The 26,048-nt window shown below is 70.6% G+C and carries 22 protein-coding genes and 1 pseudogene; 9 read left to right on the top strand and 14 right to left on the bottom strand.

What is annotated here, in order from left to right; all coding sequences use genetic code 11:
- A pseudogene (locus tag ACIBCU_RS11885) lies at positions 1-1,008 on the top strand (hypothetical protein); the annotation flags it as partial.
- A 56-nt stretch (positions 1,009-1,064) separates the two neighbouring features.
- On the opposite strand, the gene ACIBCU_RS11880 reads toward ACIBCU_RS11885, so the two are convergent.
- Both ACIBCU_RS11880 and ACIBCU_RS11875 read right to left on the bottom strand, forming a co-directional pair.
- Entirely contained in the window at positions 1,065-1,430 is a 366-nt protein-coding gene (locus ACIBCU_RS11880) for a type II toxin-antitoxin system VapC family toxin (protein ID WP_362941139.1), read from the bottom strand.
- A 109-nt stretch (positions 1,431-1,539) separates the two neighbouring features.
- Positions 1,540-3,327 (bottom strand): sigma-54-dependent Fis family transcriptional regulator, encoded by a 1,788-nt coding sequence (locus ACIBCU_RS11875; RefSeq protein WP_399230861.1) that lies wholly within the window; start codon positions 3,325-3,327, stop codon positions 1,540-1,542.
- 219 nt (positions 3,328-3,546) lie between these two features.
- On the opposite strand from ACIBCU_RS11875, the gene ACIBCU_RS11870 reads away from it, so the two are divergent.
- Genes ACIBCU_RS11870 through ACIBCU_RS11850 form a run of 5 tightly spaced genes read left to right on the top strand, consistent with a single transcriptional unit; the run spans position 3,547 to position 7,523 of the window.
- On the top strand, positions 3,547-4,341 hold the full coding sequence (locus ACIBCU_RS11870; RefSeq protein ID WP_399230859.1) for an acetoin reductase: 795 nt from the start codon (positions 3,547-3,549) through the stop codon (positions 4,339-4,341).
- A 55-nt stretch (positions 4,342-4,396) separates the two neighbouring features.
- Positions 4,397-5,398 carry an amidohydrolase family protein gene (locus tag ACIBCU_RS11865; protein ID WP_399230857.1) on the top strand — a complete coding sequence of 334 codons (1,002 nt, stop codon included), beginning with the start codon at positions 4,397-4,399 and terminating at the stop codon, positions 5,396-5,398.
- Between the two features lies 1 nt (position 5,399).
- Positions 5,400-6,140, top strand: coding sequence for an iron-sulfur cluster assembly protein (locus tag ACIBCU_RS11860; RefSeq protein WP_362941150.1), 741 nt, complete (start codon positions 5,400-5,402; stop codon positions 6,138-6,140).
- The gene (locus ACIBCU_RS11855) at positions 6,137-7,162 is read left to right on the top strand and encodes an NAD(P)-dependent alcohol dehydrogenase (RefSeq protein WP_362941153.1); all 1,026 of its coding nucleotides are present in this window, start codon (positions 6,137-6,139) and stop codon (positions 7,160-7,162) included. Before ACIBCU_RS11860 ends, ACIBCU_RS11855 begins: the two co-directional genes overlap by 4 nt.
- A 31-nt stretch (positions 7,163-7,193) precedes the next feature.
- Positions 7,194-7,523, top strand: a complete 330-nt coding sequence (locus ACIBCU_RS11850) for a putative quinol monooxygenase (RefSeq protein ID WP_362941156.1) — start codon at positions 7,194-7,196, stop codon at positions 7,521-7,523.
- 87 nt (positions 7,524-7,610) lie between these two features.
- Here ACIBCU_RS11850 and ACIBCU_RS11845 read toward each other — a convergent pair whose 3' ends face one another.
- The gene (locus ACIBCU_RS11845; protein WP_399230855.1) at positions 7,611-8,075 is read right to left on the bottom strand and encodes a GNAT family N-acetyltransferase; all 465 of its coding nucleotides are present in this window, start codon (positions 8,073-8,075) and stop codon (positions 7,611-7,613) included.
- 215 nt (positions 8,076-8,290) lie between these two features.
- Here ACIBCU_RS11845 and ACIBCU_RS11840 point away from each other — a divergent pair, with 215 nt between their 5' ends.
- Positions 8,291-9,052, top strand: coding sequence for a DUF4097 family beta strand repeat-containing protein (locus tag ACIBCU_RS11840; protein ID WP_399230853.1), 762 nt, complete (start codon positions 8,291-8,293; stop codon positions 9,050-9,052).
- A 6-nt stretch (positions 9,053-9,058) separates the two neighbouring features.
- On the opposite strand, the gene ppk2 is transcribed toward ACIBCU_RS11840, so the two are convergent.
- Complete coding sequence (gene ppk2, locus ACIBCU_RS11835) at positions 9,059-10,009, bottom strand: polyphosphate kinase 2 (RefSeq protein WP_362941165.1); 951 nt, start codon at positions 10,007-10,009, stop codon at positions 9,059-9,061.
- A 201-nt stretch (positions 10,010-10,210) separates the two neighbouring features.
- Between ppk2 and ACIBCU_RS11830 the strand changes: the two genes are divergently transcribed.
- Positions 10,211-10,738, top strand: a complete 528-nt coding sequence (locus ACIBCU_RS11830; protein ID WP_399230912.1) for an MSMEG_1061 family FMN-dependent PPOX-type flavoprotein — start codon at positions 10,211-10,213, stop codon at positions 10,736-10,738.
- A gap of 12 nt (positions 10,739-10,750) precedes the next feature.
- Here ACIBCU_RS11830 and ACIBCU_RS11825 read toward each other — a convergent pair whose 3' ends face one another.
- The 10 genes from ACIBCU_RS11825 to ACIBCU_RS11780 all read right to left on the bottom strand — a co-directional run bounded on the left by ACIBCU_RS11825 (position 10,751) and on the right by ACIBCU_RS11780 (position 23,887).
- Entirely contained in the window at positions 10,751-12,139 is a 1,389-nt protein-coding gene (locus ACIBCU_RS11825) for a hypothetical protein (protein WP_399230850.1), read from the bottom strand.
- 61 nt (positions 12,140-12,200) lie between these two features.
- On the bottom strand, positions 12,201-15,287 hold the full coding sequence (locus tag ACIBCU_RS11820) for a glycoside hydrolase family 3 N-terminal domain-containing protein (RefSeq protein WP_399230849.1): 3,087 nt from the start codon (positions 15,285-15,287) through the stop codon (positions 12,201-12,203).
- A gap of 32 nt (positions 15,288-15,319) precedes the next feature.
- On the bottom strand, positions 15,320-15,472 hold the full coding sequence (locus ACIBCU_RS11815) for a hypothetical protein (protein ID WP_362941183.1): 153 nt from the start codon (positions 15,470-15,472) through the stop codon (positions 15,320-15,322).
- A 53-nt stretch (positions 15,473-15,525) separates the two neighbouring features.
- Positions 15,526-16,947 carry a GH1 family beta-glucosidase gene (locus ACIBCU_RS11810; protein ID WP_399230847.1) on the bottom strand — a complete coding sequence of 474 codons (1,422 nt, stop codon included), beginning with the start codon at positions 16,945-16,947 and terminating at the stop codon, positions 15,526-15,528.
- A gap of 52 nt (positions 16,948-16,999) precedes the next feature.
- The gene (locus ACIBCU_RS11805) at positions 17,000-17,989 is read right to left on the bottom strand and encodes an ABC transporter ATP-binding protein (protein ID WP_399230845.1); all 990 of its coding nucleotides are present in this window, start codon (positions 17,987-17,989) and stop codon (positions 17,000-17,002) included.
- Positions 17,986-19,041 (bottom strand): ABC transporter permease, encoded by a 1,056-nt coding sequence (locus ACIBCU_RS11800; RefSeq protein ID WP_399230843.1) that lies wholly within the window; start codon positions 19,039-19,041, stop codon positions 17,986-17,988. The genes ACIBCU_RS11805 and ACIBCU_RS11800 overlap by 4 nt, the downstream gene beginning before the upstream one ends.
- A 5-nt stretch (positions 19,042-19,046) precedes the next feature.
- Complete coding sequence (locus tag ACIBCU_RS11795; RefSeq protein WP_362939511.1) at positions 19,047-20,027, bottom strand: ABC transporter permease; 981 nt, start codon at positions 20,025-20,027, stop codon at positions 19,047-19,049.
- Positions 20,024-21,079, bottom strand: coding sequence for an ABC transporter ATP-binding protein (locus ACIBCU_RS11790; protein WP_362939508.1), 1,056 nt, complete (start codon positions 21,077-21,079; stop codon positions 20,024-20,026). The genes ACIBCU_RS11795 and ACIBCU_RS11790 overlap by 4 nt, the downstream gene beginning before the upstream one ends.
- A 19-nt stretch (positions 21,080-21,098) precedes the next feature.
- Positions 21,099-22,778, bottom strand: a complete 1,680-nt coding sequence (locus tag ACIBCU_RS11785; protein ID WP_362939505.1) for an ABC transporter substrate-binding protein — start codon at positions 22,776-22,778, stop codon at positions 21,099-21,101.
- A gap of 134 nt (positions 22,779-22,912) precedes the next feature.
- Entirely contained in the window at positions 22,913-23,887 is a 975-nt protein-coding gene (locus tag ACIBCU_RS11780; protein WP_362939502.1) for a LacI family DNA-binding transcriptional regulator, read from the bottom strand.
- A gap of 292 nt (positions 23,888-24,179) precedes the next feature.
- On the opposite strand from ACIBCU_RS11780, the gene ACIBCU_RS11775 reads away from it, so the two are divergent.
- The gene (locus tag ACIBCU_RS11775; protein WP_399230839.1) at positions 24,180-26,048 is read left to right on the top strand and encodes a ricin-type beta-trefoil lectin domain protein; all 1,869 of its coding nucleotides are present in this window, start codon (positions 24,180-24,182) and stop codon (positions 26,046-26,048) included.

The following is a 26,048-nucleotide window of genomic DNA, read 5'->3' as shown; positions in this document are numbered from 1 at the left end:
GGGGGGGGGGTGTCTATCGCGGGGGGGGGCGCCGCACGGGGGGCGGGTACACAACCACCCTCCCCAGACCAAAAAACTCCCACCCCCCCCCGCGGGGGGGGGGGGGGGGGGGGGCCCCCCCCCCCCCCCCCCGCCACTCCCTTCCGCACCTCCTCACCCCCTGCCTCGGAGGCACACGTGCGCGCCCTTCTCCCCCGATTACCGCGCCGGCCACGGACGGCGGTCCTCATGGCCGCCGCACTGCTGGCGTCGGGCTTCACCGCGACATCCGCGAGCGGCGCGGAGTCCGCCGCGTCCCCCGCTCCCCCGCCGGCCACCGCTGACTGCGGCAGCGCGACGATCTGTGCGGATTTCGAGGACCAGATTGGTCCCGCTCCGTCCGGCGCCTGGCAGTTCACCGCGCCGGACTGTCAGGGCACCGGCACGGCTGCCGTCGACACCGCCGTCGCGCACAGCGGCAGCAGATCCCTGCGGATCGACGGCCGGGCCGGCTACTGCAACCACGCCTTCGTCGCCTCCACCGCGGACCTGTCCTCGGCCGGCCCGGTGATGTACGTCCGTATGTGGGTGAGGCACACCACCGCGCTCCCCGCCGCCCACGTCACGTTCGTCTCCCTGCCCGACGCCTCCCAGGCCGGGCGGAGCCTGCGCGTCGGGGGCCAGAACGGCGCCCTGCAGTGGAACCGGGAGAGCGACGACGCCACCCTGCCGGCTCAGAGCCCCGTCGGAGTGGCGCTGAGCAGGCCGCTGCCGACGGAGAGCTGGCAGTGCCTGCGCTTCGCGATCGACACGACGGCCCCGGGTCTCGACACCTGGCTCGGTGACGAACTCGTACCCGGCCTGCACGCCGACGGTGCCCCCACCCAGGACATCGACCAGCAGTGGCTCTCCCGCACCACCCCGCCCCGGCCCACCGCCCTGCGGCTGGGCTGGGAGAGCTACGGGAACGGCGACGACACCCTGTGGTTCGACGACGTGACCGTCGACTCCGCACCCGTCGACTGCTGACGGCGCGTCGGAGCACCGAGGGAACAGGCTCCCCCCGGCGCTCCGACGCGTACCCCTCAAGCAGGCGCTTCCACCGGCAGTCCGGCCTCGCGTGCGGCGTCGGCGAGCCGTTTGTCATACGTAAGGAACGCCGTCAGCCGGGGCCGGGCCCGCAGGGCCGTCGCCAGGTGGATGGCGTCGAGGCTGCGCACGGTCGCCGGCTTCACCGTCTGCGCCAGAATCCGCACGCCGGCGTCGATGTCCACCATGTCGATCAGGTCGAGAACCGAGTGCAGCCGGGCAACGGCTGCGGGTGCGTGACGAGCCAGCGCCCTGGCCGTTTCGATCTCGGTCAGCACAGAACTCGTCCACGCGGTGTCCGCCCGTTCATCGAGCCACGTCCGCAGTGCGTGTGACTCCGACTCGGCATGAACGAGCTTCACGACGGCGGCCGAGTGATCCCGGGCCCGCCCCGTCGTTGGGGTGACGGACGCGAGAACCGGGACGTAACGCCCCCACTCCGGTCCGTAACTTTCCAACGCCGCGGAGTGCTCACGGGAGGGTGATGCCGTAGGCGCGCATCTTGCGGTAGATCGTCGTGCGGGAGATGCCCAGCCGCTGTGCCGCCAGCAGTTTGTTGCCGTCCGCCTCCAGCAAGGCCTGGACCAGGGTGTCCCGCTCGGACGCCTCCCAGGCGCTCAGGGGGCGGCCGGCCGCGCTGTGCAGGGACGGCGGCAGGTCGCGGAGCTCGATCCGGTACGTGCGGCGGCCGACGGATGCCTGGCGGAGCGCGGATTCCAGTTGGCGGATGTTGCCGGGCCAGTCGTGCCTGCGCAGCAGGGGCAGGACGTCCGGTGCGCACTCCACGCCCTCGCCGATGCGTCGCAGCAGGCAGTCGACCAGGGCCGGGAGGTCGGCGAGGCGGTGCCGGAGGGCGGGTACCGCCGCGGCCTCGGTGAAGCAGCGGCGCAGGGCGTCCGGTACGCCCGGCGCGCGGTGGAGCGTGCCCACGATCCAGGTGCCCTGTGCCGCCGCGGCGTCCAGCGCCCGGGCGACGGCGGGGCCCTCCTCGGGGGGCACGGCGTCGACGTTGCGCAGGATCAGGGTCCGTCCGGGCCCGCTGGGCGCCGCGTCCAGGGCGGCCGGCAGACCGGTCCCGGCGTCCAAGACGGCGGGCGTCGAGGCGGCCCCGGTGAGCGCGTGCGCGGCGCGGGCGAGGGCGGACTTTCCCGTCCCGGTCTCGCCGTGGAGCAGGAGCGGCGTCCGTTCGCGGGCGCAGCGTGAGGCCGTACGGGCGACGGTGTTCCATACCGGGTCCTTCCCGGTCAGGCCCGGCAGCGGCCAGGGCCGGGCCGCGTCCTGGTCGTCCCGGGAGCGGAGGCCTGTGCGGGGGCGGGTCCCGCCGCCGGAGGTCCGGTCCGGCTGCTGGTCCTCGAAGGCCAGCTCCAGGAGATATCCGGCCGCGCCCGCCGAGCTGTCGACCTGACGGCACCGCATGGACACGGTCTCGCCGCCGGGGAGCTGCACCTGCTTGCGGGTGCGGGGCGCGTGTCCCAGTTCGGCGGCGGCCTCGTGCAGCAGCCGGTGGTCGTCGCCGGTGAGCCTGGCCGACGCGGCGGAGTTGGCGAGCACCAGGTCCTGGCCGAGGCAGAGCACCGGCCGGTCCCCGTAGTGCGTCACCTGCTGGAACGCCTCCAGCAGGGCGCGCTGGTGCGAGCTGCTGAACTCGTACATCACGCGCTCGATGTCGCCGGCGGCTTCCTGCACCAGGGCTGCCATGAGGGGGCGCGCGGGGCCGTTCCAGCAGGTCAGGTTCATGGCCCCCTCGACCCGTCCGGTGACCGAGTTACGGATCGGGGCGGCCGCGCAGGCGACGTTCTGCAGACGTTCGTTGAAGTGCTCCGTGCCCAGGACCACGTTGGGCCGGCGCTCCTCCAGCGCGACCCCGATGCCGTTCGTGCCGACGAACTCCTCGGCGTAGTTGAAGCCGGGCGCCAGGTGGACCCGGTCGAGGTGCGCCGAGAGCCGCTTCTCGCCGACGCGGCGGTCCCGCACCCAGCCCTTTCGGTCCGTCACGATCACACAGGCGTCCGAACCGGCCAGGGCCCGTTCCAGGCGGTCCAGGACCGGTGTGGCGGCGCGGACCAGGCGGCTCTCCCGGTCGTAGTCGGGCTGGTAGGGGACGACCACCTCGTCGGTGCCGATCCCGAGGTACTTGGAACGCTGCCAGGAGTTGCGGATCCCCTCGGACACGATCGCCGCAGGCAGCTCCGCGGTCTCCAGGAACTTCAGGCGTGCTCGTGCGACGGTCCGGTCCCGCGCGCTGCTGTCACTGAGCATGGCGCCTCCGATGAGCGTGTTTCCGCCATATTACGAACGCGTTTGCACCTGTCAACGGGTGGTTCGCCACGACTTTCCCGTGTGTTGGCCCGTGCCCTGATCAGGGCACGGGCGGTGGTGTTCCACATTGAAAAACTCGACGCCGTCTCCCGCCCCCACGCTGATGGACGGCGCCGCACGAAGGGTGCGGCCGCTTACCCGTCGAGCACAGGAGCACCTATGACTTCCGCCGGCACCGCAGCCCGTACCGCCATCGTCACCGGCGCCGCCCGCGGCATCGGCCGCAGCATCGCGCAGCGGCTGGCCCAGGACGGACTGGACGTGGCCGTCGCCGACCTGCCCGGCATGGGCGAGGAGCTCGGCGAGGTGGCGGCCGGTATCGAGAAGACGGGGCGCCGGGCCCTCGCCGTGCACGCCGATGTGACCAGCAAGGAGCAGACCGACGCGCTCGTGGAGCAGGTCGCGCGCCACTTCGGCAGGGTCGACGTCTATGTGGCCAACGCGGGTATCGCCAGGGTCACCCCGCTGCTGGAGACGGGGATCGACGAGTTCGAGCAGGTCATGGCGGTGAACCTGCGTGGCGTCTTCCTCTCCTACCAGGCCGCGGCACGGCAGATGATCGCCCAGGGCGGCGGCGGCAAGATCATCGGTGCCGCCTCGATCGTGGCCTACCGCCCGTTCGCGCTGCTCGGCACCTACTCGGCGTCGAAGTGGGGCGTACGCGGTCTGACCCAGGCCGCGGCCATGGAGTGGGCGCGGCACGGCATCACGGTCAACGCGTACTGCCCGGGGATCGTCGGCACCGACATGTGGGACCTGATCGACGAGCGGCTGGCGGAGGAGGAGGGCCTGCAGAAGGGCCGGGCCATCAAGAAGTACGCGGAGGCGATCGCGCTGGGCCGGATCGAGGAGCCCGCGGACGTCGCCTCCTTCGTCTCCTACCTGGCCTCACGGGACTCGGACTACATGACCGGTCAGTCCGTCATGATCGACGGCGGCATCCAGTTCTCCTGACGCGGGGCGTCGAGCCCGCACCCGGCCGGTCAACCGTCGCGAACTGAGGAGAGAGATGTATTCCAAGGACGGCGAGAACTACTTCATCGTGGACGCGCACGTCGCGCTCTGGGACGCGCGCCCCGAGAACCAGCTCAACATCCACGGCAAGCAGTTCATCGACTGCTTCTACGACTACCACCGCAACCTGAGCCCGGAATCGGAGCTGTGGCCGTACGAGGGTGACTTCCTCTACTACGGCGGCGAGCGTCTGATGAAGGACCTCTTCGTCGAGGGGTACGTCGACCACGCGATCTTCCAGCCCGCGCGGCTGGGAGCGTTCTACCGCAACGGCTTCGGGCAGACCGAGGAGTCCTTCGCGCTCGCGCGGCGGCACCCCGACAAGCTGACGTACAACCACTCCTGGGACCCCCGGTACGAGCAGAAGGGGCTCGATCAGCTGCGGCGGGACGCCGAGCGCTTCCAGCTCAAGGGCGCGAAGCTGTACACCGCCGAGTGGAAGGGCGACAGCCGCGGCTACAAGCTCGACGACCCGTGGACGTACCGCTATATCGAGGCCTGTCAGGAGCTCGGGATCAACAACATCCACATCCACAAGGGGCCGACGATCCGGCCGCTCGACCGGGACGCGTTCGACGTCGCGGACGTCGACAAGGCGGCCACGCAGTTCCCGGAGATGAACTTCGTCGTCGAGCACTGCGGCCTGCCCCGGCTGGAGGACTTCTGCTGGATCGCCACGCAGGAGCCGAACGTGCACGCCGGTCTCGCGGTCGCGATGCCCTTCATCCACAGCCGGCCGCGGTACTTCGCGCAGATCATCGGCGAACTGCTCTACTGGCTGGACGAGAACCGCATCCAGTTCTCCAGCGACTACGCGCTGTGGACGCCCCGTTGGCTGATCGAGCGGTTCGTCGACTTCCAGATCCCCGAGGACATGACCGAGTACGCGCCGATCACGACGGCACAGAAGAAGAAGATCCTCGGGCTGAACGCGGCCGCCATGTACGGCATCGAGGTGCCGGACGGGCTGGGCGTCGCCGAACCGGTGGTGGCCTGACATGTCCGCCGCCTCATGGGAGCGGGAGGCCCGCGCGGCACTGGACGCGGTCCTCGACCCGGAGCTGGACGAGCCGATCACCGATCTCGGCTTCGTACGCTCCGTGACGGTGACCGCCGACGGTGTTCTCACCGTCCGCCTGAGGCTTCCCACCTCGTTCTGTTCACCGAACTTCGCGTACCTGATGGCCTCGGACTCCAAGGACGCGCTGACGTCGCTGCCTTGGGCGCGGCACGTCGTGGTGCTGCTCGACGACCATCACGACTCGGACCTGATCAACCGGGGGCTGGCCGCGGACGCGGGCTACCGCGGGACGTTCGGGGACGAGGCGGAGAAGGATCTCGAAGCGCTGCGGCTGACGTTCCGCCGCAAGGCGCACACGGCCGCCATGGAGCGGGTGCTGGCTCTCGTGCTCCGTGAGAATCCCGACCTCACCGAGGAGGACCTCCACGACGTGGTCCTCGGCGGCCTCCCCGACGCGGCGGCGTCCGGTGCGCTGCTGCGGCGGCGCGCGGCGCTGGGCCTGGGGGTGGCACCGTCCGACCCGGTCCTGGTGGACGAGGACGGGCGGCGCTACCCGCGGGGGGAGATCCCGCTCCGGCTGCGTTTCGCCCGTGCCGTCCGGGTGTCGATCGACGGCAACGCCCATTTCTGCCGTGGCCTGCTCCGGACCCGGTATCCGCAGTCCGCGGCCGACCAGTCCCCGCGCGCCGGGGACCCCGTGAAGGAGAACGTCTCGTGAAAGCAGTCCAGGTCGTCGGCTACGGCAAGAACCTCGAGATGGCCGAGGTGCCGGCTCCGGAGGTCGCCGGCCCGTACGACGTGATCGTCAGGATCGGCGGGGCGGGGGTGTGCCGAACGGACATCCACATCCTGGAGGGTCAGTGGGCGCAGAAGTCCGGGGTGACGCTCCCGTACACGATCGGACACGAGAACGCCGGCTGGGTCCACGCGGTCGGAAGCGCCGTCACCAATGTCTCCGAGGGCGACAAGGTCATCGTCCACCCGCTGATCACGTGCGGGCTGTGCCGGGCGTGCCGGGCCGGTGACGACGTGCACTGCGAGAACAACCTCTTCCCCGGCATCGACACCGCCGGCGGTTACGCCGAGTACCTGAGGACCTCGGCGCGCAGTGTCGTGCGGATCGACGACTCCCTCGAACCGGCCGATGTCGCGGCACTGGCCGACGCGGGGCTGACCGCCTACCACGCCGCGGCCAAGGCCGCCCGGACGCTGCGGCCCGGCGACCGGTGCGTCGTGATCGGCGCGGGCGGGCTCGGACACATCGGCGTACAGGTGCTGAAGGCGATCACGGCCGCCGAGATCGTGGTCGTCGACCGTCACCCCGGCGCGGTGGACCTCGCCGTCTCCATCGGGGCGGACCACGGGGTGGTCGCCGACGGCGGCCAGGTGGAGAGGGTGCGTGAACTGACCGGAGGCAAGGGGGCGGAGGCGGTGATCGACTTCGTCGGCGAGGGCGGCTCCACCAAGGACGGTGTCGGCATGCTGCGGCAGGCGGGCGACTACCACGTGGTGGGCTACGGCGAGAACATCGACGTACCGACCATCGACATCATCTCCGCCGAGATCAACTTCATCGGCAACCTGGTCGGCTCGTACAACGACCTGTGCGAGCTGATGGTCCTCGCCGCGCAGGGCCGGGTGCGCCTGCACACCGCCACGTATCCGCTGGAGCGTTTCCAGGACGCACTGGACGATCTGGGGAGCGGCCGGATCCGCGGCCGCGCGATCCTCGTCCCGTGAGCCCGCCCCGAACGACAGAGGGAGTGAACCCTTGATTTTCATCACCGTGAAGTTCGCCGTCCTTCCCGAACACGCCGACCGGTGGCCCGAGGTGGTCGCGGAGTTCACCCGGGCGACGCGCGCCGAACCGGGCTGCCTGTGGTTCGACTGGTCCCGCAGCATCGATGATCCGTCGGAATACGTCCTGGTGGAGGCCTTCCGGGACGACGAGGCCGGTGCGGCCCACGTGGGTTCGGCCCACTTCCGGGCGGCACAGCGGGCGTTGCCGCCGCATCTCGCCGCGACCCCCAGGATCGTCAACGTGAAGGTCCCGCAGGACGACTGGTCGCTGCTCGGCGAGATGGCGGTCGGCGGGAGCTGACACGGGGGGAAGTCCGGGGCGACCGGGGCCGGTTGTACAGGCTCCCGCCGCCCTCGGCACCCCTGCCGGGCTCGATGTCGCAGGCATTCAGGCGACGGTCCGGCGATAGACCTGCCGTGAACCGCCTTCCGGGCCGGGCTCGGCGGCCTCGGCCGGTGTGAAACCGAGGCGTTCGTAGAAGACGCGCGCCCCGCTCGCCACGGCGCCCGGGTGGTCGGCCCCGAAGGTGACCACCTCGACGGTGCCCGGGCCCCGCACGTACCTGCGGAAGGCGTCCGCCATCAGTGCCCGTCCGGCACCTGCCCCGCGCGCCTTCTCGGTCACGACGAGCCAGTGCACATGATGAACCGGCGCCTCCGCGCCGAACAGCAGGCCTCCGACGGTCTCCGCGTCCGACGAGACGGCGACGAGCGCCGCGGACCTGCGGATGTGGTCTTCCACCGCACGATGGAAGCCGGGATCCTCGACCATCGGCCCGAACCAGTCCTCGACCTGGGCCGCAAGGGCGATGAAGCCGGCCAGGTCCTCTTCCTGCGCGAGTCTGACGATCACTCAATAAGTGTGGCAGATCGGTGTCGCCTGCGGCGGCACGTCGCTGCTGCTCCTCGGGTTCTTCCTGGTCCCGTACCAGCTGATCGAGCTGCTGTCCCGCTGAGCGGCCCCGGTACGGAATGTCCTGCGGCGCGGCCGCTTCGACGCACCCTGCGAGAAAGGCCGTTCACGACCGCCTGCCATGGGAGGGCCCGTCGCAGGGAAGGCGATCAGGCATGGACATCACGGCTTTCACGCACAGACGGCGACGGGCCTCACTGCTGGCGGTCGTCCCCCTGCTCGCGGCGTGCGGCGGGGACCCCGGCGCACGCCCGGAGGGGGCACCACCCGCCCTGGGCCGCGGAACGCACCTGGTGATCACGACCGACAACGGCGTGCGCCTGCGCCCCGCCGATGGCGACCGGGCGGTCACCGAGGCCCGGATCGGCAGCCGTTGGTCCCACCGCGACGACACCTGGGTCCTCGATCTGTCCTGCCCCCGGCACGAGGAGCACGGGGATCACGAGGACGGACCGTGCCCCCGCATGCCCGCGGTCGGCATACCCGCCGGGGTCCCGGTCACGGTCACCGCCAGGAACGCGGGCATCGACGTGGCCGGCGTCGCGACGGCACTGGACCTGGCCACCGTCAACGGGGACGTGACGGCCGTCCGGTCCGGCCTCGATGACGCCACCGTCCGGCTGACCACCCGCAACGGCTCCGTGCGCGCCGGGACCCTGAGTTCGGCACGCCTGCACGCGGAGACCGTCAACGGGGACGTGACGCTCGACAGCGCCACCTCACCGTCCCGTCTCGACGCCGCGACGACCAACGGCTCGGTACGGGTGGCGCTGCCCCACGACGCGCCCGCGTACGTCGTCGACGCGACGACGCGGAACGGCCGGGCCTCCGTGGCCTTCCCCTCCGCCACGGAGCGGAACGGGCACGACATGACCCTGGCCACCGTCAACGGTGACGTCACCGCCACGCGCGGCTGAGAGCCGTCAGGGGTGTTCGCCCGGCCCCTCGGTGTGCGGGGCGAGGCGGGTGGGCGAGAGAGCGGTGTCCTCCTCGCCGGATTCCAGCAGGGTGGCGGCCGGGCCCACGACGAGGGGGTCCGGCTTGCCGACGGCCTCGTCGCTCTTCGCCGTGTAGTCGACGCGGGCGAGCAGGCTGCGCATCGCTTCGAGGCGGGCCCGGCGCTTGTCGTTGCTCTTCACGACGGTCCAGGGCGCGTGCTCGGTGTCGGTGGCGCGGAACATGTCGACCTTCGCCGTGGTGTAGTCGTCCCAGCGGTCGAGGGAGTCGATGTCCGTGGGCGAGAGTTTCCACTGGCGGACGGGGTCGACCTGGCGGATGGCGAAGCGCGTGCGCTGCTCGGCGCGGGAGACCGAGAACCAGAACTTGACCACGATGATGCCGTCGTCGACGAGCATCTTCTCGAAGTCCGGGCACTGCTTGAGGAAGAGCTCGTACTCGGGCGGGGTGCAGAAGCCCATGACGCGTTCGACTCCGGCCCGGTTGTACCAGGAGCGGTCGAAGAAGACGATCTCGCCGGGCGCCGGCAGATGGGCCGCGTACCGCTGGAAGTACCACTGACCGCGCTCGCGGTCCGTGGGCTTGTCCAGGGCCACGATGCGCGCGCCACGCGGGTTGAGGCGCTCGGTGAACCGCTGGATGGTGCCGCCCTTGCCGGCCGCGTCCCGCCCCTCGCAGACCACGACGACCCGTGCGCCGGTGTCCTTGGTCCACCGCTGGAGCTTGAGCATCTCGATCTGCAGGATGCGCTTGATCCGCTCGTACTCCTTGCGGCGGATCTTGCGGTCGTACGGGTAGTTCTCGCGCCAGGTCCTGATCGGCAGGCCCGCCTCGTCGAGCAGGATCGGCTGCTCGGGCCTGCTGGTGTCGACGGTCAAGCCGTCCAGCAGTTGCTTCTCCACCCGGTCACGGTCCATTTGGTCAAGCTTGTCACCCGTTCGCGTCCCGCGCCACCAATGGCAGGGGCCCGCGAGTACGGGACCTCTTGTAAGTAAGGTTGCCCTAACAGTGCCAGGTCAGCGATCCGCTGCTGCGCCCCCGCGAGGTACGGAGAATCCCTTGTCGAACGCCGCGCCCGTCGCCGCCACGACCGACGTCCCCTCCCCCGGCGGTTACCCCTGGCCAGGGCGGTGCCCCTGCGGTCGGCGGAGCAGCTGCGGGAGATCCTCGGCACTCCGTGGCCGCTCGTCATCGACAAGGTCCACGAGGAGCTCACCGAGGACGACCTGGACCTCCTGGCCCGCGCGCCGTTCTGCGCCGTCTCGACGTCCGACGCCGACGGCAACTGCGACACCTCCCCGCGCGGCGGCGCACCGGGCTTCACCCGGGTCCTGGACGCGCGGACGCTCGCCCTGCCCGACCTGCCGGGCAACCGCCGTGGCGACAGCTTCCACAACATCCTGTCCAACCCGCACGTCGGCCTGCTCTACCTGATACCCGGTGTGATGACCGTCCTGCGGATCAACGGCCGCGCCCGCATCCTCACGGACGCACCCTTCTTCGACGGGATGACGGTGAAGGGCCGGCGCCCCGACCTGGCCCTGGTCGTGGAGATCGACGAGATCTATCTGCACTGCCCGGCGTCGCTCAAGCGCTCGGGCATGTGGGCGCCGGAGACCTGGGAGGGCGCGGCCGGGAAGGCCTGAAGCGCCCGGCGTCTAGAACCCGCCGCCGTCGAAGCCTCCACCGCCTCCGAAACCACCGCCGTCGCCGAAGCCGCCACCGCCGAAGCCGGACGAGTCGAAGTCGGAGCCGGAGACGTCGCCGCCGCCCCAGTCACCGCCCCCGCCGCCTCCGCCGAAGTCGCCGCCGCCGTACTCAGCCGCGTACGCCGGGGTGGAGAGCATCGAGCCGAGCATGGTGCCGACCAGCAGGCCCGGGAGCAGGCCGCCGCCGAAGTAGCCGCCGGCCCAGGGGCCGTAGGCCGGGCCCGCCTCCCAGTAGGGGCGCCGTCGGCCGTCCCCTACGTCCACCGTGCGGCTCATGGGGTCCTCGCCGTCGCGCAGCCGCACCTCGTCGGCGCCGCAGACCGGGACCTCGCGGGCCTCTCCGCCGGAGGGCGTCCACAGGACGTCCGCGACCGAAGGCCCGTGGCGCGGGTCGAAGAAGCAGGGCGGGCGGCGGGCCGGGAGCGCCCGGCCCTTGCGCCGGGCCTCCAGGACCGTGAGCGAGAAACGGCCGTCCTCCAGGGCCTGGGTCACCCCTCGTACGTCGGCGGGGTGCTGCGCGTCGCCCATGCGGGACTTGGCGTCCTCGTAGGAGTCGAGCGCGCGCTCGTAGTCGATGCGCATCGCGTCGTTCGCGCCCTTCTCGGCAGGATGGAAGTCCAGCCGGTCCAGGGTCTCGCCGTACGCCGTGATGTCCTCGTCCACCACGACCCGGAGCTTCTCCAGGGCGGCCCGCTCTTCCTCCTCCTTGCGCTTCCTGTTGCGGCGGGCGACCGCGAACGCGGTGCCTCCGCCGACCAGGACCACGCCGCCGAGGACGATCAGACCGGCCACCGGGGCCCCGTTCTTCGCACCGTCGCCGGCACCGCCGCCGGACCAGGAGGCCGGGGCGCTGCCCTTGGCCTCGTCGACGGCACGGTCGACGAAGGCGTTGAGCTGGGTCGCGGCGTCGGTGTCCGTACCGGGTGCCTTCACGGCGGTGGTGAGATTCTCGACGGCCCGGGTCGGCATCACCTGCGGGTCGGCCCCCGCGTCGAAGCCGTCGCCGAGTCGGACCGCGTAGACACCGGTGACTCCGGTGTCGGTGCGCAGGTTCTGCAGGAGGTTCTCGGGCGGGTACTCGGACGTCGCGGGCAGCACGGCCACGAAGACCGGCTTGTCGGCGTCCTCGATCTTCTTCTCCAGGGCGGCCTCCTGGGACGCCGAGAGCTGGCCTGACGCCGCCGGGTCGACGTAGACGGGGTCCTCGCGCAGGGCGGTGGCCACGTCGTCGATCGTCGAGGGGGCGGCGGCCTGGGCAGCGGGAATCATCGCCAGCACGGCCGCCGAAACGATCAGCAGCAGGCAGGCCCACAGGGGAGCGAACAGCCTTTTCCGCATACTCCGAAAGTAACCCGAACGGGCGAATGATGCGTCGCCCGCCCGGGCTGCCTCCGTGCTGTTACGCGGCGTGGTACGCCGTGCGCAGCTTCGCCACCGCTCCGGTCAGGTCACCGGTGAGCAGCAGATGGTCGGCGTCGGCGAACGGCTTGGACACCGCCGCCGTCGGCTTTCCGCCGGTCTTCTGCTGGACCAGCAGCCTCGCCCGGTCCACGATCTCCTTACCCGCCACGGTCTTCCCGAGGCCCGCCCGCTCGGCGAGCTGCGCGGCGACGGCGAGACCGGTGAGGGCGGCTTCGCCGCCCGTCGGGGCCTTCCTCAGAGTGGTCAGTCCCCAGCCGTACGGGAACTGCGGGTCGTACGCCGCGTCGCCGACGTTGATCGGCAGCTGCGACTCGGACTTCGGCCAGGTCACCGGGAGCTGCCCGGTGAAGGCCCGCTTGCCGTAGAGGACGTCGGCGACGCCGTCGCCCTCGGTGCCCGGCAGCCAGGAGGCGACCAGGGCGTCGATGTCACCGAGCCGGTCGCCGATGAGCTGCGGGCGGCCCGAGACGATCAGGACGGCGCACTTCATCGCCGCGCAGACCGTGTCGACGGCCTTCTTGTCGGCGTCGGTGAGCTCCAGGTCGTGGCCGTTGCCGACGTCCCCGATCCCCTCGGCGTACGGCTTCTCACCGACCACCACGACTCCGACGTCGTATCCCTCGGTCGGGGCGGAGGCGTCCTGGGAGAACGTGGCCGAGGAGGTGTTCTTCTCGATGCCCTTCAGGATCGTCGTGCCCGGGGTGGTGGCACCGGAGGCACCCTGCCAGCTGATGGTCCAGCCGCCGGCCTGGTTGCCGAGGTCGTCGGCGTTGGAGCCTGCGACGTATACCTTCTGCGACGCCTTGAGCGGCAGCACCGCGCCGTCGTTCTTCAGCAGGACCTGGGACTTGGCGGCTGCCTCGCGGGCCACCGCGCGGTGTGCCGCCGACCCGACCCCGTCCAGGTTCGACGTGTCGGCGTACGGCTTCTCGAAGAGGCCGAGGCGGAACTTCTGGGTGAGGATGCGGGACACCGCGTCGTCGATCCTGGCATGGCTGATCCGGCCGGCGGTCACCTCGTCCTGGAGTGTCTTCGTGAAGTCCTGGTAGGCCGTCGGGACCATGATCATGTCCAGGCCCGCGTTGACCGAGGTGCGCACGTCGCTCGCGTAGTCGCCCGGGATCTGGTCGATGGCCTGCCAGTCGCTGATGACGAAGCCCTCGAAGCCCATCCGGTCCTTGAGCACACCGTTGATCATCTCCGCGTTGGCGTGCATCTTCACGGGGCCCGCGTCGTCGCCGAGGACGTCGAGCGAGGAGTACGAGGGCATGACCGTGCCGACGCCCCGCTTCACGGACTCGGCGAACGGCGCGAGGTGGACGGCTTCGAGCTCCTGACGCGTGACCTTCGTGACGCCCTGGTCGATGGTGTACGACCCGGTGGTGGAGGAGCCGAACTCCGTGCCCCCGTCGCCGACGAAGTGCTTGGCGCTGGCCAGCACCTTGTCGTTGCGGTCGAGGTCCTTCCCCGACGGGCTGCCCTGCATGCCGGTGATGACCGTCTCCATGGCCTCGACCAGCGCCGGGTCCTCGCCGTACGCCTCGTAGGAACGGCCCCAGCGCTCGTCCCGCGTGACGCAGACGCAGGGAGCGAAGTCCCACGGGATGCCGGTGGCGCGGACCTCGTTCGCCGTGACGGCGCCGGTCCTCTCCGCGAGCTTCGGGTCACGGCCCGCCCCGATGCCGATGTTGTGCGGCATGATCGTCGAGCCGATCACGTTGTTGTGGCCGTGCACCGCGTCCACGCCGTAGACCAGCGGGATCTGGAAGCGGGTGGCCTGGGCGCGCAGCTGGTAGGCGTCCACCATCTTCGCCCAGGCCTCGGGCGTGTTCGGTGTGGGTACGGAGCCGCCGCCGGAGAGCAGCGAGCCGAGGTCGTACGTGGCGATGTCGCCCTGCGACCTCAGCGCGTTGCGCTCGGCCTGGGTCATCTGGCCGGCTTTCTCGGCCGGGGACATCCGCGACAGCAGGTCGGCGACGCGCTTCTTCACCGGGAGCTTCGCGTCCTGGTACGGCAGCCCGTGGGCGTCGATGACGACCTGGGGGTTCTCCTTGGGCGCCCTGGCCCCGGTGACGGTGAGTTCGAGCGGGATCGTCTCCGCGGACTCGGCGCCCTTGTCCTTGACGGTGGCCACGGAGACGGTGTGGCTGGTGCCGGAGGCGGTGCCCGCCGGGAAGGTGTGCGTGCCGGTGACCGGTGTGTAGTCCTCGCCGGACCCGGCGCTGCCGCCCTTGGTCGTGTACGCGACGGTGACGGGCTCCTCGGTGGGGGCGGAGCCGGTCGTGGCGACGGAGATCTTGATGTCCGCCGTGCCGCCCTCCTTGACCGTGTGGACGGCGGAGTCGACGACGACGCTCGACTTCAGGGCCGGGTCGGCCTTTCCGTACAGCTCCACGGCGTCCATGGCGAAGGAGCCGGGGGCGCCGGTCGGGAGGGTGAGGGCGTAGCCCCACATCTCGTTCAGACCGAGGACCTGGTCGATGCCGCCGACGGGCTGGTAGTCGGCCCGGTAGACGAAGTCCGCGAAGGGGATCTCGACCTGGTGCCAGCCCTCCCAGTCGTCGGTGAAGGAGGTGGTCCACAGCTCGGAGGCGCCGCCGTTGGCTCCGCCGTCCTTGATCTCGAAGTTGATCCGCTTGCCCGAACCGGGCGGCAGGGGCGCGGTGTTCTGGCCGTACCACCAGAAGCGGATGCCCTTGTGGGCGGTCCAGTCCTTCGGGGGCTGGTCGACGGCGAACTCGTGGCTGAGTCCGCCGTAGGCGCTGATGTCGTAGGTGCCCTGGAGGACCTTGGCGCCCTCGGGGGCGTCGGTGCGCTCCTCGAACGCGAGGGCGGGGTGGTCGTCGGCGTCGCCGCCCCAGGTGAAGAGGGAGTCGGCGGGCGGGTTGCCGAGCGGGACCTCGCCCTCGAAGCGGTCGACGAGGACGGGTGCGGGATCCTCCGCGTCGGCCGCCGCGCTGGGGACGGCTCCGGCGAGCAGTGACGCGAGGACGGTGGCGGCGGCGAGGGCGGCCGTAGCCGGTCTCGCCCGGTGGCGGGCGCGGGCGTGCGGTGGACGGGGCATGTGCGGCTCTCTTCCGTGTGTCGGAGGTGCGGTTACTTCTGTTCGACCCGCACCCGGTCGGTCTCCGCCTTGATGCCGCCCCGCGCGACCCGGTCGACGCTGGACTGCGGGAGACCCCGGTAGGGCTGGGCGACCTTGTTCCAGCCGGCGGGACAGGCGCCGCCGAGGGCAAGGTCGAGGATCACGCGGCGGTGGTGGTGACGAGTGACGTCGTACGGGAAGGCATGTGGGGGTGCTCCTACACGGCTCGGTCGGTGGGGGCGTTCCTGGTGAGGTGGATCGTGTCGCGGTACCACTTGGCGCTGTCCTTGAGCGTCCGCAGCTGCGTGTCGTAGTCGACGCGGACGATGCCGAACCGCTTGTCGTAGCCGTAGCCCCACTCGAAGTTGTCCATCAGCGACCAGGCGAAGTAGCCCCGGACGTCGGCGCCCTGGCGACGGGCCTCGGACACGGCGGCGATGTGGTCGGCGAGATAGGCGGTGCGGTCGGTGTCGGGCACGGAGCCGTCGGCGGCGACGGTGTCGTCGAAGGCGGCCCCGTTCTCCGTGATGACGGTCGGCAGCGCGTAGTCGCGCTGGAGCCGCAGCAGCAGGTCGGTGAGCTCGGTGGGGGTGATCTCCCAGTCCATGGCGGTGCGCGGCAGGTCGCGCTCCACCCCGCGGACGACGGGGAGGCCGTCGGCGTCGGTCGGCGAACCGTCCTCGGTCACCCCGGAGAACAGGGCGCCGCGGTAGAAGTTGACGCCGAGGATGTCGAGGGGCGTCGCGATGGCGGCCAGGTCGCCGTCCTGGACGGGCAGTTCGATGCCCTGGGCCGCGAGGTCGTCGACGACGTCCTGCGGGTAGCTGCCGTGGACGATCGGGTCGAGGTAGAGGCGGGTGCCCATGCCGTCGGCGCGGCGGCATGCCTCCTGGTCGGCCTCGCTGTCGGTCTCCGGGGTGGCGGTGCCGAGGTTCAGGGTGATGCCGAGCTCCAGCGGGCTGCTTCCCGCCGCCTCGCGCATCTGCCGGGCGGCGAGCCCGTGGCCCAGCAGCAGATGATGGACGGCGCTCACGGCGTCGCCCATGTCGGTGCGGCCGGGGGCGTGGGCTCCGTAGGCGTAACCGAGCATCGCCGAGCACCACGGCTCGTTCAGGGTCGTCCAGTGCTCGACCCTGTCGCCGAGGGCCTCGTACGCGAGCATGGCGTACTCCGCGAAGCGCAGGGCGGTGTCGCGGGCCGGCCAGCCGCCGGCGTCCTCCAGCTCCTGCGGCAGGTCCCAGTGGTAGAGGGTGATCCAGGGGGTGATGTCCCTGCCCTGGAGCTCGTCGACCAGCCGCTTGTAGAAGTCGAGGCCCTTGGCGTTGGCCGGACCGCGGCCGCCCGGCTGGATGCGGGGCCAGGCCAGCGAGAAGCGGTACGTGTCGACCCCGAGGCCCGCGATCAGCTCGACGTCCTCGGGCATCCGGTGGTAGTGGTCGCAGGCCACGTCGCCGTGCTCCGCGTTGTGCACGGCGCCCGGCACACGGCAGAAGGTGTCCCAGATGGACGGGGTGCGGCCGTCCTCCGAGGCCGCACCCTCGATCTGGTACGAGGAGGTGGCCACGCCCCACCGGAAGTCGGCAGGGAGTCCCTGAACGGCGGCGGGCTGCAGGCTGCTGCGGGGCGTGACGAGATTCATGGGTCTCCGAACTCCGGTTCTGCTGTGGGGTGGTGAGCGGCGGTGCGGTCGGTCAGTGGTGCAGCCAGCAGGCGACCTCGCGGTCCTGGCCGGCGTCCGGCGGGGCGAGCGCCGGGACCCGCTCGGCACACGGCTCGAAGGCCTTGCCGCAGCGGGGGTGGAAGGCGCAGCCGGTGGGCATCGCGGAGAGGTGCGGGGGCGATCCGGGGATGCCGGTGAGCTCGCGGCGGGGGCCGTGCAGCGCGGGGAAGGAGTGCAGCAGGCCGTCGCTGTAGGGGTGGCGGGGGTCGCGGTAGATCTCGGCCGCGCCGGCCTGCTCCACGATCCGGCCGCCGTACATGATCGCGATGCGGTCGGAGAACTCGATCAGCAGCGAGATGTCGTGGGTGATGAACACGACGGAGAAGGAGAGGCGCTCCCGCAGCTCCACCAGCTTGCGCAGGATCTGCCGCTGCATCACCACGTCGAGCGCGGTGGTCGGCTCGTCCATGATGACGATCTCGGGTTCCAGCGCGAGCGCCATCGCGATCATCACGCGCTGGCGCATGCCGCCGGAGAGCTGGTGCGGATAGGCGGCGAGCCGGTCGGCGGAGATGCCGACGAGGCTGAGCAGCTCCTGGGCCCGCACGGTCCGCTCGGCGGCCCGCATGCCGGGGCGGTGCGCGGTGAGTACGTCGGTGAGCTGGCTGTGGACGGTGTGCACGGGGTTCAGCGAGTTCATCGCGCCCTGGAACACGATCGACAGCTCCTGCCAGCGGAAGGCACGCAGCTCGTCCGGGGTGAGGGAGAGGATGTCGACGGGCTCGCCGCCGCCCGGCCGGTGGTAGTGGACGTCGCCGCCGGTGATCACCCCGGGCGGGGAGAGCAGCCGTGTGACGGCGTAGGCGAGGGTGGACTTGCCCGAGCCGGACTCGCCCGCCAGGCCGAGGACTTCGCCGCGGTGCAGGGTGAGGTCGATGTCCCGCAGGGCGCGGACGCCGTTCGCGCCGGTGCCGTAGTCGACGTTCAGGCCGCTGATGGTGAGGATCGGCTCGGCGGTCATGCGCTGTGCTCCTTGCTGGGCGTTCCGGGCGACTCGGGTGCGGCGGGTGCGGCGGCGCGGGCCACCGGCGTGAAGCCGGGCGCGGTCTCCTCGGGCGCGGTGGCGCGGGCCACGGGGGTGAAGCCGACCCGCATCCGGACCTTCCGGGAGGAGCCCGTCGCGGTGCGCAGGCGCGGGTTGACGAACTCGTCGATGCCGAAGTTGATGAGCGAGAGGGCGGTGCCCAGCAGGGCGATGCACAGTCCGGCGGGCACGAACCACCACCAGGCGCCCTGGGCCAGGGCCTGGTTGGACTGGGCCCAGAAGAGCACGGTGCCCCAGTTCCAGTGGGAGATGTCGGCGACGCCGATGAAGGCGAGGGTGATCTCCGAGAGGATCGCGAAGATGACGGTGCCGACGAACCCGGACGCGATGACGGCGGTGAGGTTCGGCATGACCTCGAAGAGGATGATCCGCCAGGTGGACTCGCCGGTGGCCCGCGCCGCCTCCACGTAGTCGCGGCGCCGGAGCGACAGGGTCTGGGCTCGCAGGACGCGCGCGCCCCAGGCCCAGGAGGTGAGGGCGATGACGGCCGCGATCAGCAGGTCGGTGGTGTCCTCGACGAAGCTCGCGATGATGATGATCAGCGGTAGCCCGGGGATGACCAGGAAGACGTTGGAGAGCATGGACAGCAGTTCGTCGGCGGCCCCACCGAGGAATCCGGCGGTGACCCCGATGAGCACGGACAGCACGGTGGCCAGGAACCCGGCGATGAAGCCGACCATGAGCACGCCCCGGGTGCCGACCAGGATCTGGGAGAGCACGTCCTGCCCGGTGTGGGTGGTCCCGAACCAGTGGTCCGCGGACGGCGGCTGGAGCAGCTGGTCACTCATCGCATCGGGGTCGTACGGCGCGATCCAGGGGCCGATGACGGCGAAGAGCGCGAAGAACACGAGGATCAGCAGGCCGGCGCGGGTCTTCCCGCCGCGCAGGAAGCGGAACTTCGCACGGCCCGCGGCGGCCGGGGCGGGAGGGTCGTCCAGTACGGCGACGTCGGTGGCGGTGACGGCCATGGTGATCAGGCCTCCTTCCGGGTGCGGGGGTCGAGGAGGGCGTAGGCCATGTCGGCCAGCAGGTTCGCGGCGAGCACGGAGAGCGTGATGATGAGGAAGACGCCCTGCATCAGCGGGTAGTCCTTCGCGCCGACCGCCTGGAGCAGCCGGAAGCCGATGCCCGGGTAGTTGAAGACCATCTCGACCAGCAGCGTGCCGCTGACGATGAAGCCCAGGGAGAGGGCGAAGCCGGAGATGTTGGGCAGGACCGCGTTGCGGGCGGCGTAGGAGAACATCACCCGCCGCTCGGAGAGCCCCTTGGCCTGCGCCACCATGACGTAGTCCTCGGAGGAGACGGTCACCATCATGTTGCGCATGCCGAGGATCCAGCCGGCGACGGCGCTGAGCACGATCGTGATCCCGGGCAGGACCCCGTGGTACAGGGCGCTGGAGACGAACGGCCAGTCGAAGGCCGGGACGAGGGAGCTGTCGTAGCCGCCCTCGAAGGGGAACAGCGGCCACTTCACCGCGAACAGCGAGATGGCGATGAGTCCCAGCCAGAAGTAGGGGACGGACGAGATGAAGGTGGTGACGGGCAGCAGTCCGTCCAGCCACGAGCCGCGCCGCCAGCCGCTGTAGACGCCGATGCCGGTGCCGAGCAGGAAGCTGATGAGGGTGGTGACCCCGACGAGGGCGAGCGTCCAGGGCAGCGCGTCCGAGAGCACCTCGCCCACCGGGGTCGGGAAGTAGGTGAAGGAGAGGCCCAGGTCACCGTCGAGCAGGCTCGACCAGTAGTCGGTGTACTGCGACCAGAGGGACTGGTTCTCGTCGAGCCCGAACAGGGCCTTCAGGGAGGCGATGGCGGTGGTGTCGAGCTGCCCCTGGTAGCGGCTCATCAGAGCCTCCACGGGGTCGCCCGGCATCAGGCGCGGGATCAGGAAGTTGATGGTGATGGCGGCCCACGCGGTGACCGCGTAGAAGGCGATCCGCTGGAGGATGTACTTCACTTCGCTGCTCCCTCGGCGGTGGTGCCGTCGTACAGCCAGCAGGCGGCCCACTGGCCGTCCGCGAGGTCGAAGCGGGGCGGCAGTTCGGTGCGACAGCGCTCCATGGCCTTCGGGCAGCGGGGGTGGAAGCGGCAGCCGTCCGGCGGGGCGATCAGGGAGGGCGGCTCGCCGCTCCCGGTCTCCTCCTGCGCCTCCTCGTCCGCCACCCGGTCGGGGTCCGGCGCGGAGGCGATCAGCAGCTGGGTGTAGGGGTGCGCGGGTTGCTGGGTGACCTGCTCGCTGTCGCCGCCCTCGACGATGCGGCCGGCGTACATCACCAGGGTGGTGTCGGCGAAGTAGCGGGCGGACGCGATGTCGTGGGTGATGTAGAGGATCGCGAGGTGCAGGCGCTCCTTGAGGTCGCGCAGCAGGTTGAGGACGCCGAGCCGGATCGACACGTCGAGCATCGAGACCGGTTCGTCGGCGAGCAGCACCTGAGGATCGGCGCCGAGCGCGCGCGCTATCGCGACGCGCTGGCGCTGCCCTCCGGACAGCTCGTGCGGGAATTTGTCCAGGAACTGATGAGGAGGAGTCAGCTGGACGCGTTCCAGCACGGCCGCCAGGTTCGTCTCCAGCTCCGCGTCCCCGCTCCCCGCCCGGCCGTGGATCCTCAGGGCGCGGGTCAGGTGGTAGCGCACGGTGTGCACCGGGTTGAGCGAGGCGAACGGGTCCTGGAAGATCAGCTGGACCTGCTTGACGTATCTGCGGAAGGACCGGCCACGTCCGGCCTTCACCGCCGTGCCGCCCAGCTGGATCTCGCCCGCGGTGAGCGGGTACAGCTGGGCGAGCAGCCGTGCGACGGTGGACTTTCCGGAGCCCGACTCCCCCACCAGGGCCGTGACGGTGCCGCGCCGGAGCTTCAGCGAGACGTCGTCGACGGCGTGGACGGTGCGGCGTCTGCGGGCGACGAGGTCGCCGGCGGTGCGCCGTACGGGGAAGTGCTTGGTGACTCCGCGTGCTTCGAGCACCACGTCGGTCGCGGTGCGCACGTCTGCGGACTGTTCGGTGGTCATGGCCGGTTCTTCCCCGTGCTCACTTGGCGGGCTTGAGGTTCAGCACGACTTCCAGCGCGTCGGGCTGGGTGTGCTGCGGGGCTGCGTACGGGTCTTCCTCGGTGGGCCAGCCCACCCAGTTCTTCGTGGAGTACTCGGCACCGATCGGAGCGGCGGCGGTCGGGATGACCGGCGCCTGCTCGACCATGATCTTCTGGAGCGTGTTCATGGCCTTGGTACGCGTGGCGTCCTCGGTCGCGTTGGCGTACTCCTTCAGGGCCGCGGTGGCCTCGGGGCTCTTGAAGCGGCCGAAGTTGCCCAGCTGGGAGCTCTTGCCGACGGGCTGGAGGATCGCCCCGTCCATGATGTTCTGGTACATGTCGTACGGCGTGGCGCCGCTGTTGGTCCAGTGCAGGGTGGCGTCGAAGTTGCCGGTGGCCACGTCGTTGCCCCAGGCCTCGGCGGTCTGCGTCTTGACCTTGGCCTCGATGCCGAGCTGCTTGATGTTGTCCTTGATGATCGAGAGCCCGGTGATGTAGTCGTTCCAGCCGGCCGGGTCGGTGAAGGTCAGCTCCACCGGCTTCCCGCTCGGGTCCTTGAGGACGCCGCCACTGAGCTGGAACCCGGCGTCCTTGAGGAGCGCCTTGGCGCCGTCCACGTCGGGCTCGGTGGTGGCGCTCTTGTACTCCGGCGCGAGGAACGGGTCACCGGCGGGCAGCGGGATGCCGGTCGGGTTGCTGATCTCCGGGTAGAGCGTCGCCTGGGCCTGCACGTGGATCGCCTTGCGGTCGACGACCATGGCCATCGCCTTGCGCAGGGCCGGGTTGTCGAACGGCTTGCGGGCGGTGTTGAACCACAGCCCGTGGATGCCGAGCCCGGAGGGGAACCAGAGCTTGTGGTTCTTCGGGTCCTTGGCGACGTACAGCTGCTTGTAGTTCGGCATGAAGACGAACGACCACTCGACCTTGCCGTTCGCCAGGGCCGTCGTCGCCGCGCTGTTGTCGTTGTACGCGGTGTAGCGCAGCTCCTTGACCTTGGTCTCGCCCTTCCAGTAGGTGGGCGTGGCGGTCAGGGTGGTGGTCTGCGGGGTGAAGGTCTTCAGCTTGTACGGGCCGGAGCCGACCGGGGTGCGGTTGGGCCAGGTCTCCGGGTTCTCGACCTTCTCCCAGATGTGCTTGGGCACGACGTACGTCGTGATGATCTTGTTCTGGTTGACGAACTGGGAGTCCTTGAAGGTCAGGACGACCTTCTTGCCCTCGACGGTGATGCCGTCGTACGGGATGCCGTTGCCGTTGAGCGCCGGGTGCTTCTTGAGCAGCTCGAAGGTGAACGCGACGTCCTCGGCGGTCAGCGGTTTGCCGTCGGCCCACTTGGCCCGGTCGTCCAGGGTGAAGGTGACCTTGGTGAAGTTGGCCTCCCAGTCCCACGCGGTCGCCAGCCACGGGTCCGCCTTGTCGGTGGGGCGGATCTGGTTCGTCATCGCCAGCGGCTCGTAGATCATGAAGCGGTAGCCGAGGGTGGCGCTCGCCGAGGTCGCGAGGAACGGGTTGCTGTTGTTCGTCTGCGGTCCGTCCGGCTTGCCGAGGGTCAGGACACCGGACGCACCGGCCCCGCCCCCCTTGTTGGCACCCGAGTTGGCGGACGAGCAGCCGGCGGCGAGCGCGACCACGGCGGTGGCGACTGAGAGCGCTCTCAGAGTGTGACGACGGCGTACGGACATGGCGACTCCAGGAGGACTGCGGGTCTGGGAGATCCGGCGGTGGTGGCAGCGCTGGACGCGCGGGGTGCGGGTGTGGCGTGTGCGGGTGCGGCTGGTTCGGGGATGCGGACGGGTGACCGGCGGGGCCGGGTCCGTTACGGCGCCGAGTGGCGCACGACCAGTTCGGTGGGCAGCACGACCGGTCCGTCCGGTACGGCGGTGCCGCCGAGGTGGGAGAGCAGCAGGCTCGCCGCCGCCTCGCCCATCTGCCGCGTGGGCTGACGCACGGTGGTCAGCGGCGGTTCGGTGTGTTCGGCCATCGGGATGTCGTCGAAGCCGACCACCGCGATGTCGTCGGGTACGCGGCGGCCTGCGGCTCTCAGGGCCCGCAGGACCCCGGTCGCGGTGATGTCGTTGTGGGCGAAGACGGAGTCGAACTCCGTGCCGGCCGCGAGGAGTTCCTCCACGGCGAGACGGCCACGGCGCTCGGTGAAGTCCCCCTCCACGACGAGGTCGGCGGGCAGGACCGAACGGAAGCCCTCGAGCCGGTCGCGGACGCAGCCGAAGTGCCGCGGGCCGGTGACGACCAGGGGCCTGGTGCGCCCCCCGTCCCGCAGATGGCGGGCGGCGGACGCGCCCCCCTCGTGATTGGTGGTCACGACGGAGGGGAATTCAGGGTGGTGGCCCCGGTCGTCGATCAGGACGATCGGCAGCCCGGACCGGTGCAGTGCGGTGAGCTGGTCGAGCGTGTTCTCCGGTTCGACGACGACGAGCCCGTCGAAGGCGCGCGCCGACACCTGGGTGGTGAAGCGCTCGACGGACTGCGCGCCCCGGGTGCACGTGAAGAGCAGGAGCCCGTAGTCGGCGGCCTCGACCGTGTCGACGATCCCCTGGAGCACCTCACCCATCCAGGGCCAGGTGAACGAGGGCACCAGCAGGCCGACCGTACGGCTGCGGCCACGTGCCAGCCCGACGGCGCCGGAGCTGGGTACGTAGCCGAGGTCCGCGATCACTTCACGAACGCGGGCGGCGGTGGAACCGTCCACTTCGCCCTTGAGGTTGATGACCCGTGACACGGTCGTCTTGCTGACGCCGGCCTCACGGGCGACATCGGCGATGGTGACACGCAACGGGGCCTCCAGGGACAAGGCAGGACGGGGGGTGGGGCCGGGCTTCGGTACCGGTTCCGTAACCGGTCCCGGAACCGGTACCGGCGTTGCGGCTGGAGTTAACCGCGCCGGAACAGAGGCGTCAATACTTCACGCCGACATTGGTCCGTACCCAAGATCGAAGCAGGTCCGGCGGAGCTTCTGTTCACTTCTCGAACGAACGAAGGTCTTGACGCGAACACGTAAGAGCAGTTCACTCACGGCTCGTTCGACGGCACTTCCCCCACGCCCCTGCCGAGAAAGGCAGCAGCCCATGATTCGGACAAGCAGAGCGGTGAGAGTCCTCGTCGCGACGGCGCTCGCGACCGCGGGACTGGCCGGACTCTCCTCCGGTACCGCACAGGCCGCCGGTGAGACCGTGAACATCGTGCTGACCACCACGGACGACTCCGGCGGACGTCATGTCACCCGAGGTCTCCAGCAGCAGACGCCGATCGCCTTCGGCTCCGGCAACGGCAGCTCCGGCACGAACATCACCGTCGACGAGAACACGCGCTACCAGACCTTCACCGGCGGCGGCGCCTCGTTCACGGACACGGCGGCCTGGCTGATGAAGGGCAGCGGGGCACTGAGCCAGGCCACCCGCGACGAGACGATGAAGAAGCTCTTCTCCCCCACGGAGGGCATCGGGCTCTCGTTCGTACGCAATCCCATGGGCGGTTCCGACCTGGCGCGGTTCGGCTACACGTACGACGACATGCCGGCCGGCCGGACGGACCCGAGCCTCGCCGGCTTCTCGATCGCACACGATCTGCAGGACGTGCTGCCGCTCACCCGGCAGGCGAAGCAGCTCAACCCCGCGCTGACCACGGTCGCCTCTCCGTGGACCGCGCCGGCCTGGATGAAGGACAGCGGACAGCTCAACGGCGGCTGGCTGAAGGCCGAGAACTACGGCACCTACGCGAACTACTTCGTGAAGTACCTCCAGGCATGGAAGGACCAAGGCGTCCCGGTCGACTACGTCACCGCGCAGAACGAGCCGACCTGCTGCTCCGGCTATCCGTCGATGAGCTGGAACGGCTCCGGGCTGGCCTACTTCACCAAGAGCGAGCTGCTGCCGAAGCTCCAGTCGGCGGGCCTGTCCACCAAGGTGCTGGCGCATGACTGGAACTGGGACACCTACGACGCGTACGCCGCCGCGACGGTGGACGACGCGGCGGTGCGCAGCCACCCGAACTTCGGCGGGATCGCCTGGCACGGGTACGGCGGTGACATCGCGAAGCAGACCACCGTGCACAACCGGTACCCGGAGCTGGACGCCTTCCAGACCGAGCACTCGGGCGGCACGTGGATCGCCGACCAGCAGCGCGAGGACATGCTCGACATCATCGACTACACGCGCAACTGGGCGAAGTCGGTGACCAAGTGGTCGCTGGCCGTCGACCAGAACCGGGGCCCGCACAACGGCGGCTGCGGCACCTGCGACGGGCTGGTCACCGTGCACAACGGGGACAGCAGGCACGGTCAGGTCGACTACACGATCGAGTACTACACGATGGGCCACCTGACGAAGTACGTCCGGCCCGGCGCCGCCCGCATCGCCTCCACGGGCAGTTCCACCGTCCCCAACGTGGCGTGGCGCAACCCGGACGGCTCGAAGGCGCTGATCGCGTACAACGGATCGGCGTCCGCCCAGCAGGTCACCGTCAACTGGGGCGGGCAGAAGTTCACCTACTCGCTGCCCGGCCGCACCTCGGCCACGTTCACCTGGTCGGGCACCCAGTCGGGCTCCTCGGGCAGCAGCGGCGCCCTCGCGGGTACCGGCGGCACGTGCCTGGACGCCACGGGCAACACCGGCGCCGACGGCACCCCCGTCCAGATCTGGGACTGCACCGGCGCGGCCAACCAGCACTGGACGGTCGGCGGCGACGGGAGCATCACGGTGCTCGGCGCCTGCCTGGACGTCACCTCGGGCTCCACGGCCGACGGAGCAAAGGTCCAGCTGTACACCTGCAACGGCTCGGGCGCGCAACGCTGGACGTATGACGCGTCGACGGGGGACGTGGTCAACACCGCAGCGGACAAGTGCCTCGACGTGACGGATCGGTCCTCGGCGAACGGCGCCCGAGTCCAGATCTGGACCTGCACCGGAGCCGCCAACCAGAAGTGGCGGCTCCAGTAG

Origin of the sequence: Streptomyces sp. NPDC051064 (genome assembly GCF_044455985.1) — a bacterium.
Taxonomy (GTDB): domain Bacteria; phylum Actinomycetota; class Actinomycetes; order Streptomycetales; family Streptomycetaceae; genus Streptomyces.
This window is presented reverse-complemented; position numbering and strand designations above follow the sequence as displayed.

Excerpts from the sequence above, each read along its gene's own strand:
- ACIBCU_RS11875 (WP_399230861.1), bottom strand. The coding sequence starts at position 3,327 with ATGCTCAGTGACAGCAGCGCGCGGGACCGGACCGTCGCACGAGCACGC.
- ACIBCU_RS11870 (WP_399230859.1), top strand. The coding sequence starts at position 3,547 with ATGACTTCCGCCGGCACCGCAGCCCGTACCGCCATCGTCACCGGCGCC.
- ACIBCU_RS11865 (WP_399230857.1), top strand. The coding sequence starts at position 4,397 with ATGTATTCCAAGGACGGCGAGAACTACTTCATCGTGGACGCGCACGTC.
- ACIBCU_RS11860 (WP_362941150.1), top strand. The coding sequence starts at position 5,400 with ATGTCCGCCGCCTCATGGGAGCGGGAGGCCCGCGCGGCACTGGACGCG.
- ACIBCU_RS11840 (WP_399230853.1), top strand. The coding sequence starts at position 8,291 with ATGGACATCACGGCTTTCACGCACAGACGGCGACGGGCCTCACTGCTG.
- ppk2 (WP_362941165.1), bottom strand. The coding sequence starts at position 10,009 with ATGGACCGTGACCGGGTGGAGAAGCAACTGCTGGACGGCTTGACCGTC.
- ACIBCU_RS11825 (WP_399230850.1), bottom strand. The coding sequence starts at position 12,139 with ATGCGGAAAAGGCTGTTCGCTCCCCTGTGGGCCTGCCTGCTGCTGATC.
- ACIBCU_RS11820 (WP_399230849.1), bottom strand. The coding sequence starts at position 15,287 with ATGCCCCGTCCACCGCACGCCCGCGCCCGCCACCGGGCGAGACCGGCT.
- ACIBCU_RS11810 (WP_399230847.1), bottom strand. The coding sequence starts at position 16,947 with ATGAATCTCGTCACGCCCCGCAGCAGCCTGCAGCCCGCCGCCGTTCAG.
- ACIBCU_RS11805 (WP_399230845.1), bottom strand. The coding sequence starts at position 17,989 with ATGACCGCCGAGCCGATCCTCACCATCAGCGGCCTGAACGTCGACTAC.
- ACIBCU_RS11800 (WP_399230843.1), bottom strand. The coding sequence starts at position 19,041 with ATGGCCGTCACCGCCACCGACGTCGCCGTACTGGACGACCCTCCCGCC.
- ACIBCU_RS11790 (WP_362939508.1), bottom strand. The coding sequence starts at position 21,079 with ATGACCACCGAACAGTCCGCAGACGTGCGCACCGCGACCGACGTGGTG.
- ACIBCU_RS11785 (WP_362939505.1), bottom strand. The coding sequence starts at position 22,778 with ATGTCCGTACGCCGTCGTCACACTCTGAGAGCGCTCTCAGTCGCCACC.
- ACIBCU_RS11775 (WP_399230839.1), top strand. The coding sequence starts at position 24,180 with ATGATTCGGACAAGCAGAGCGGTGAGAGTCCTCGTCGCGACGGCGCTC.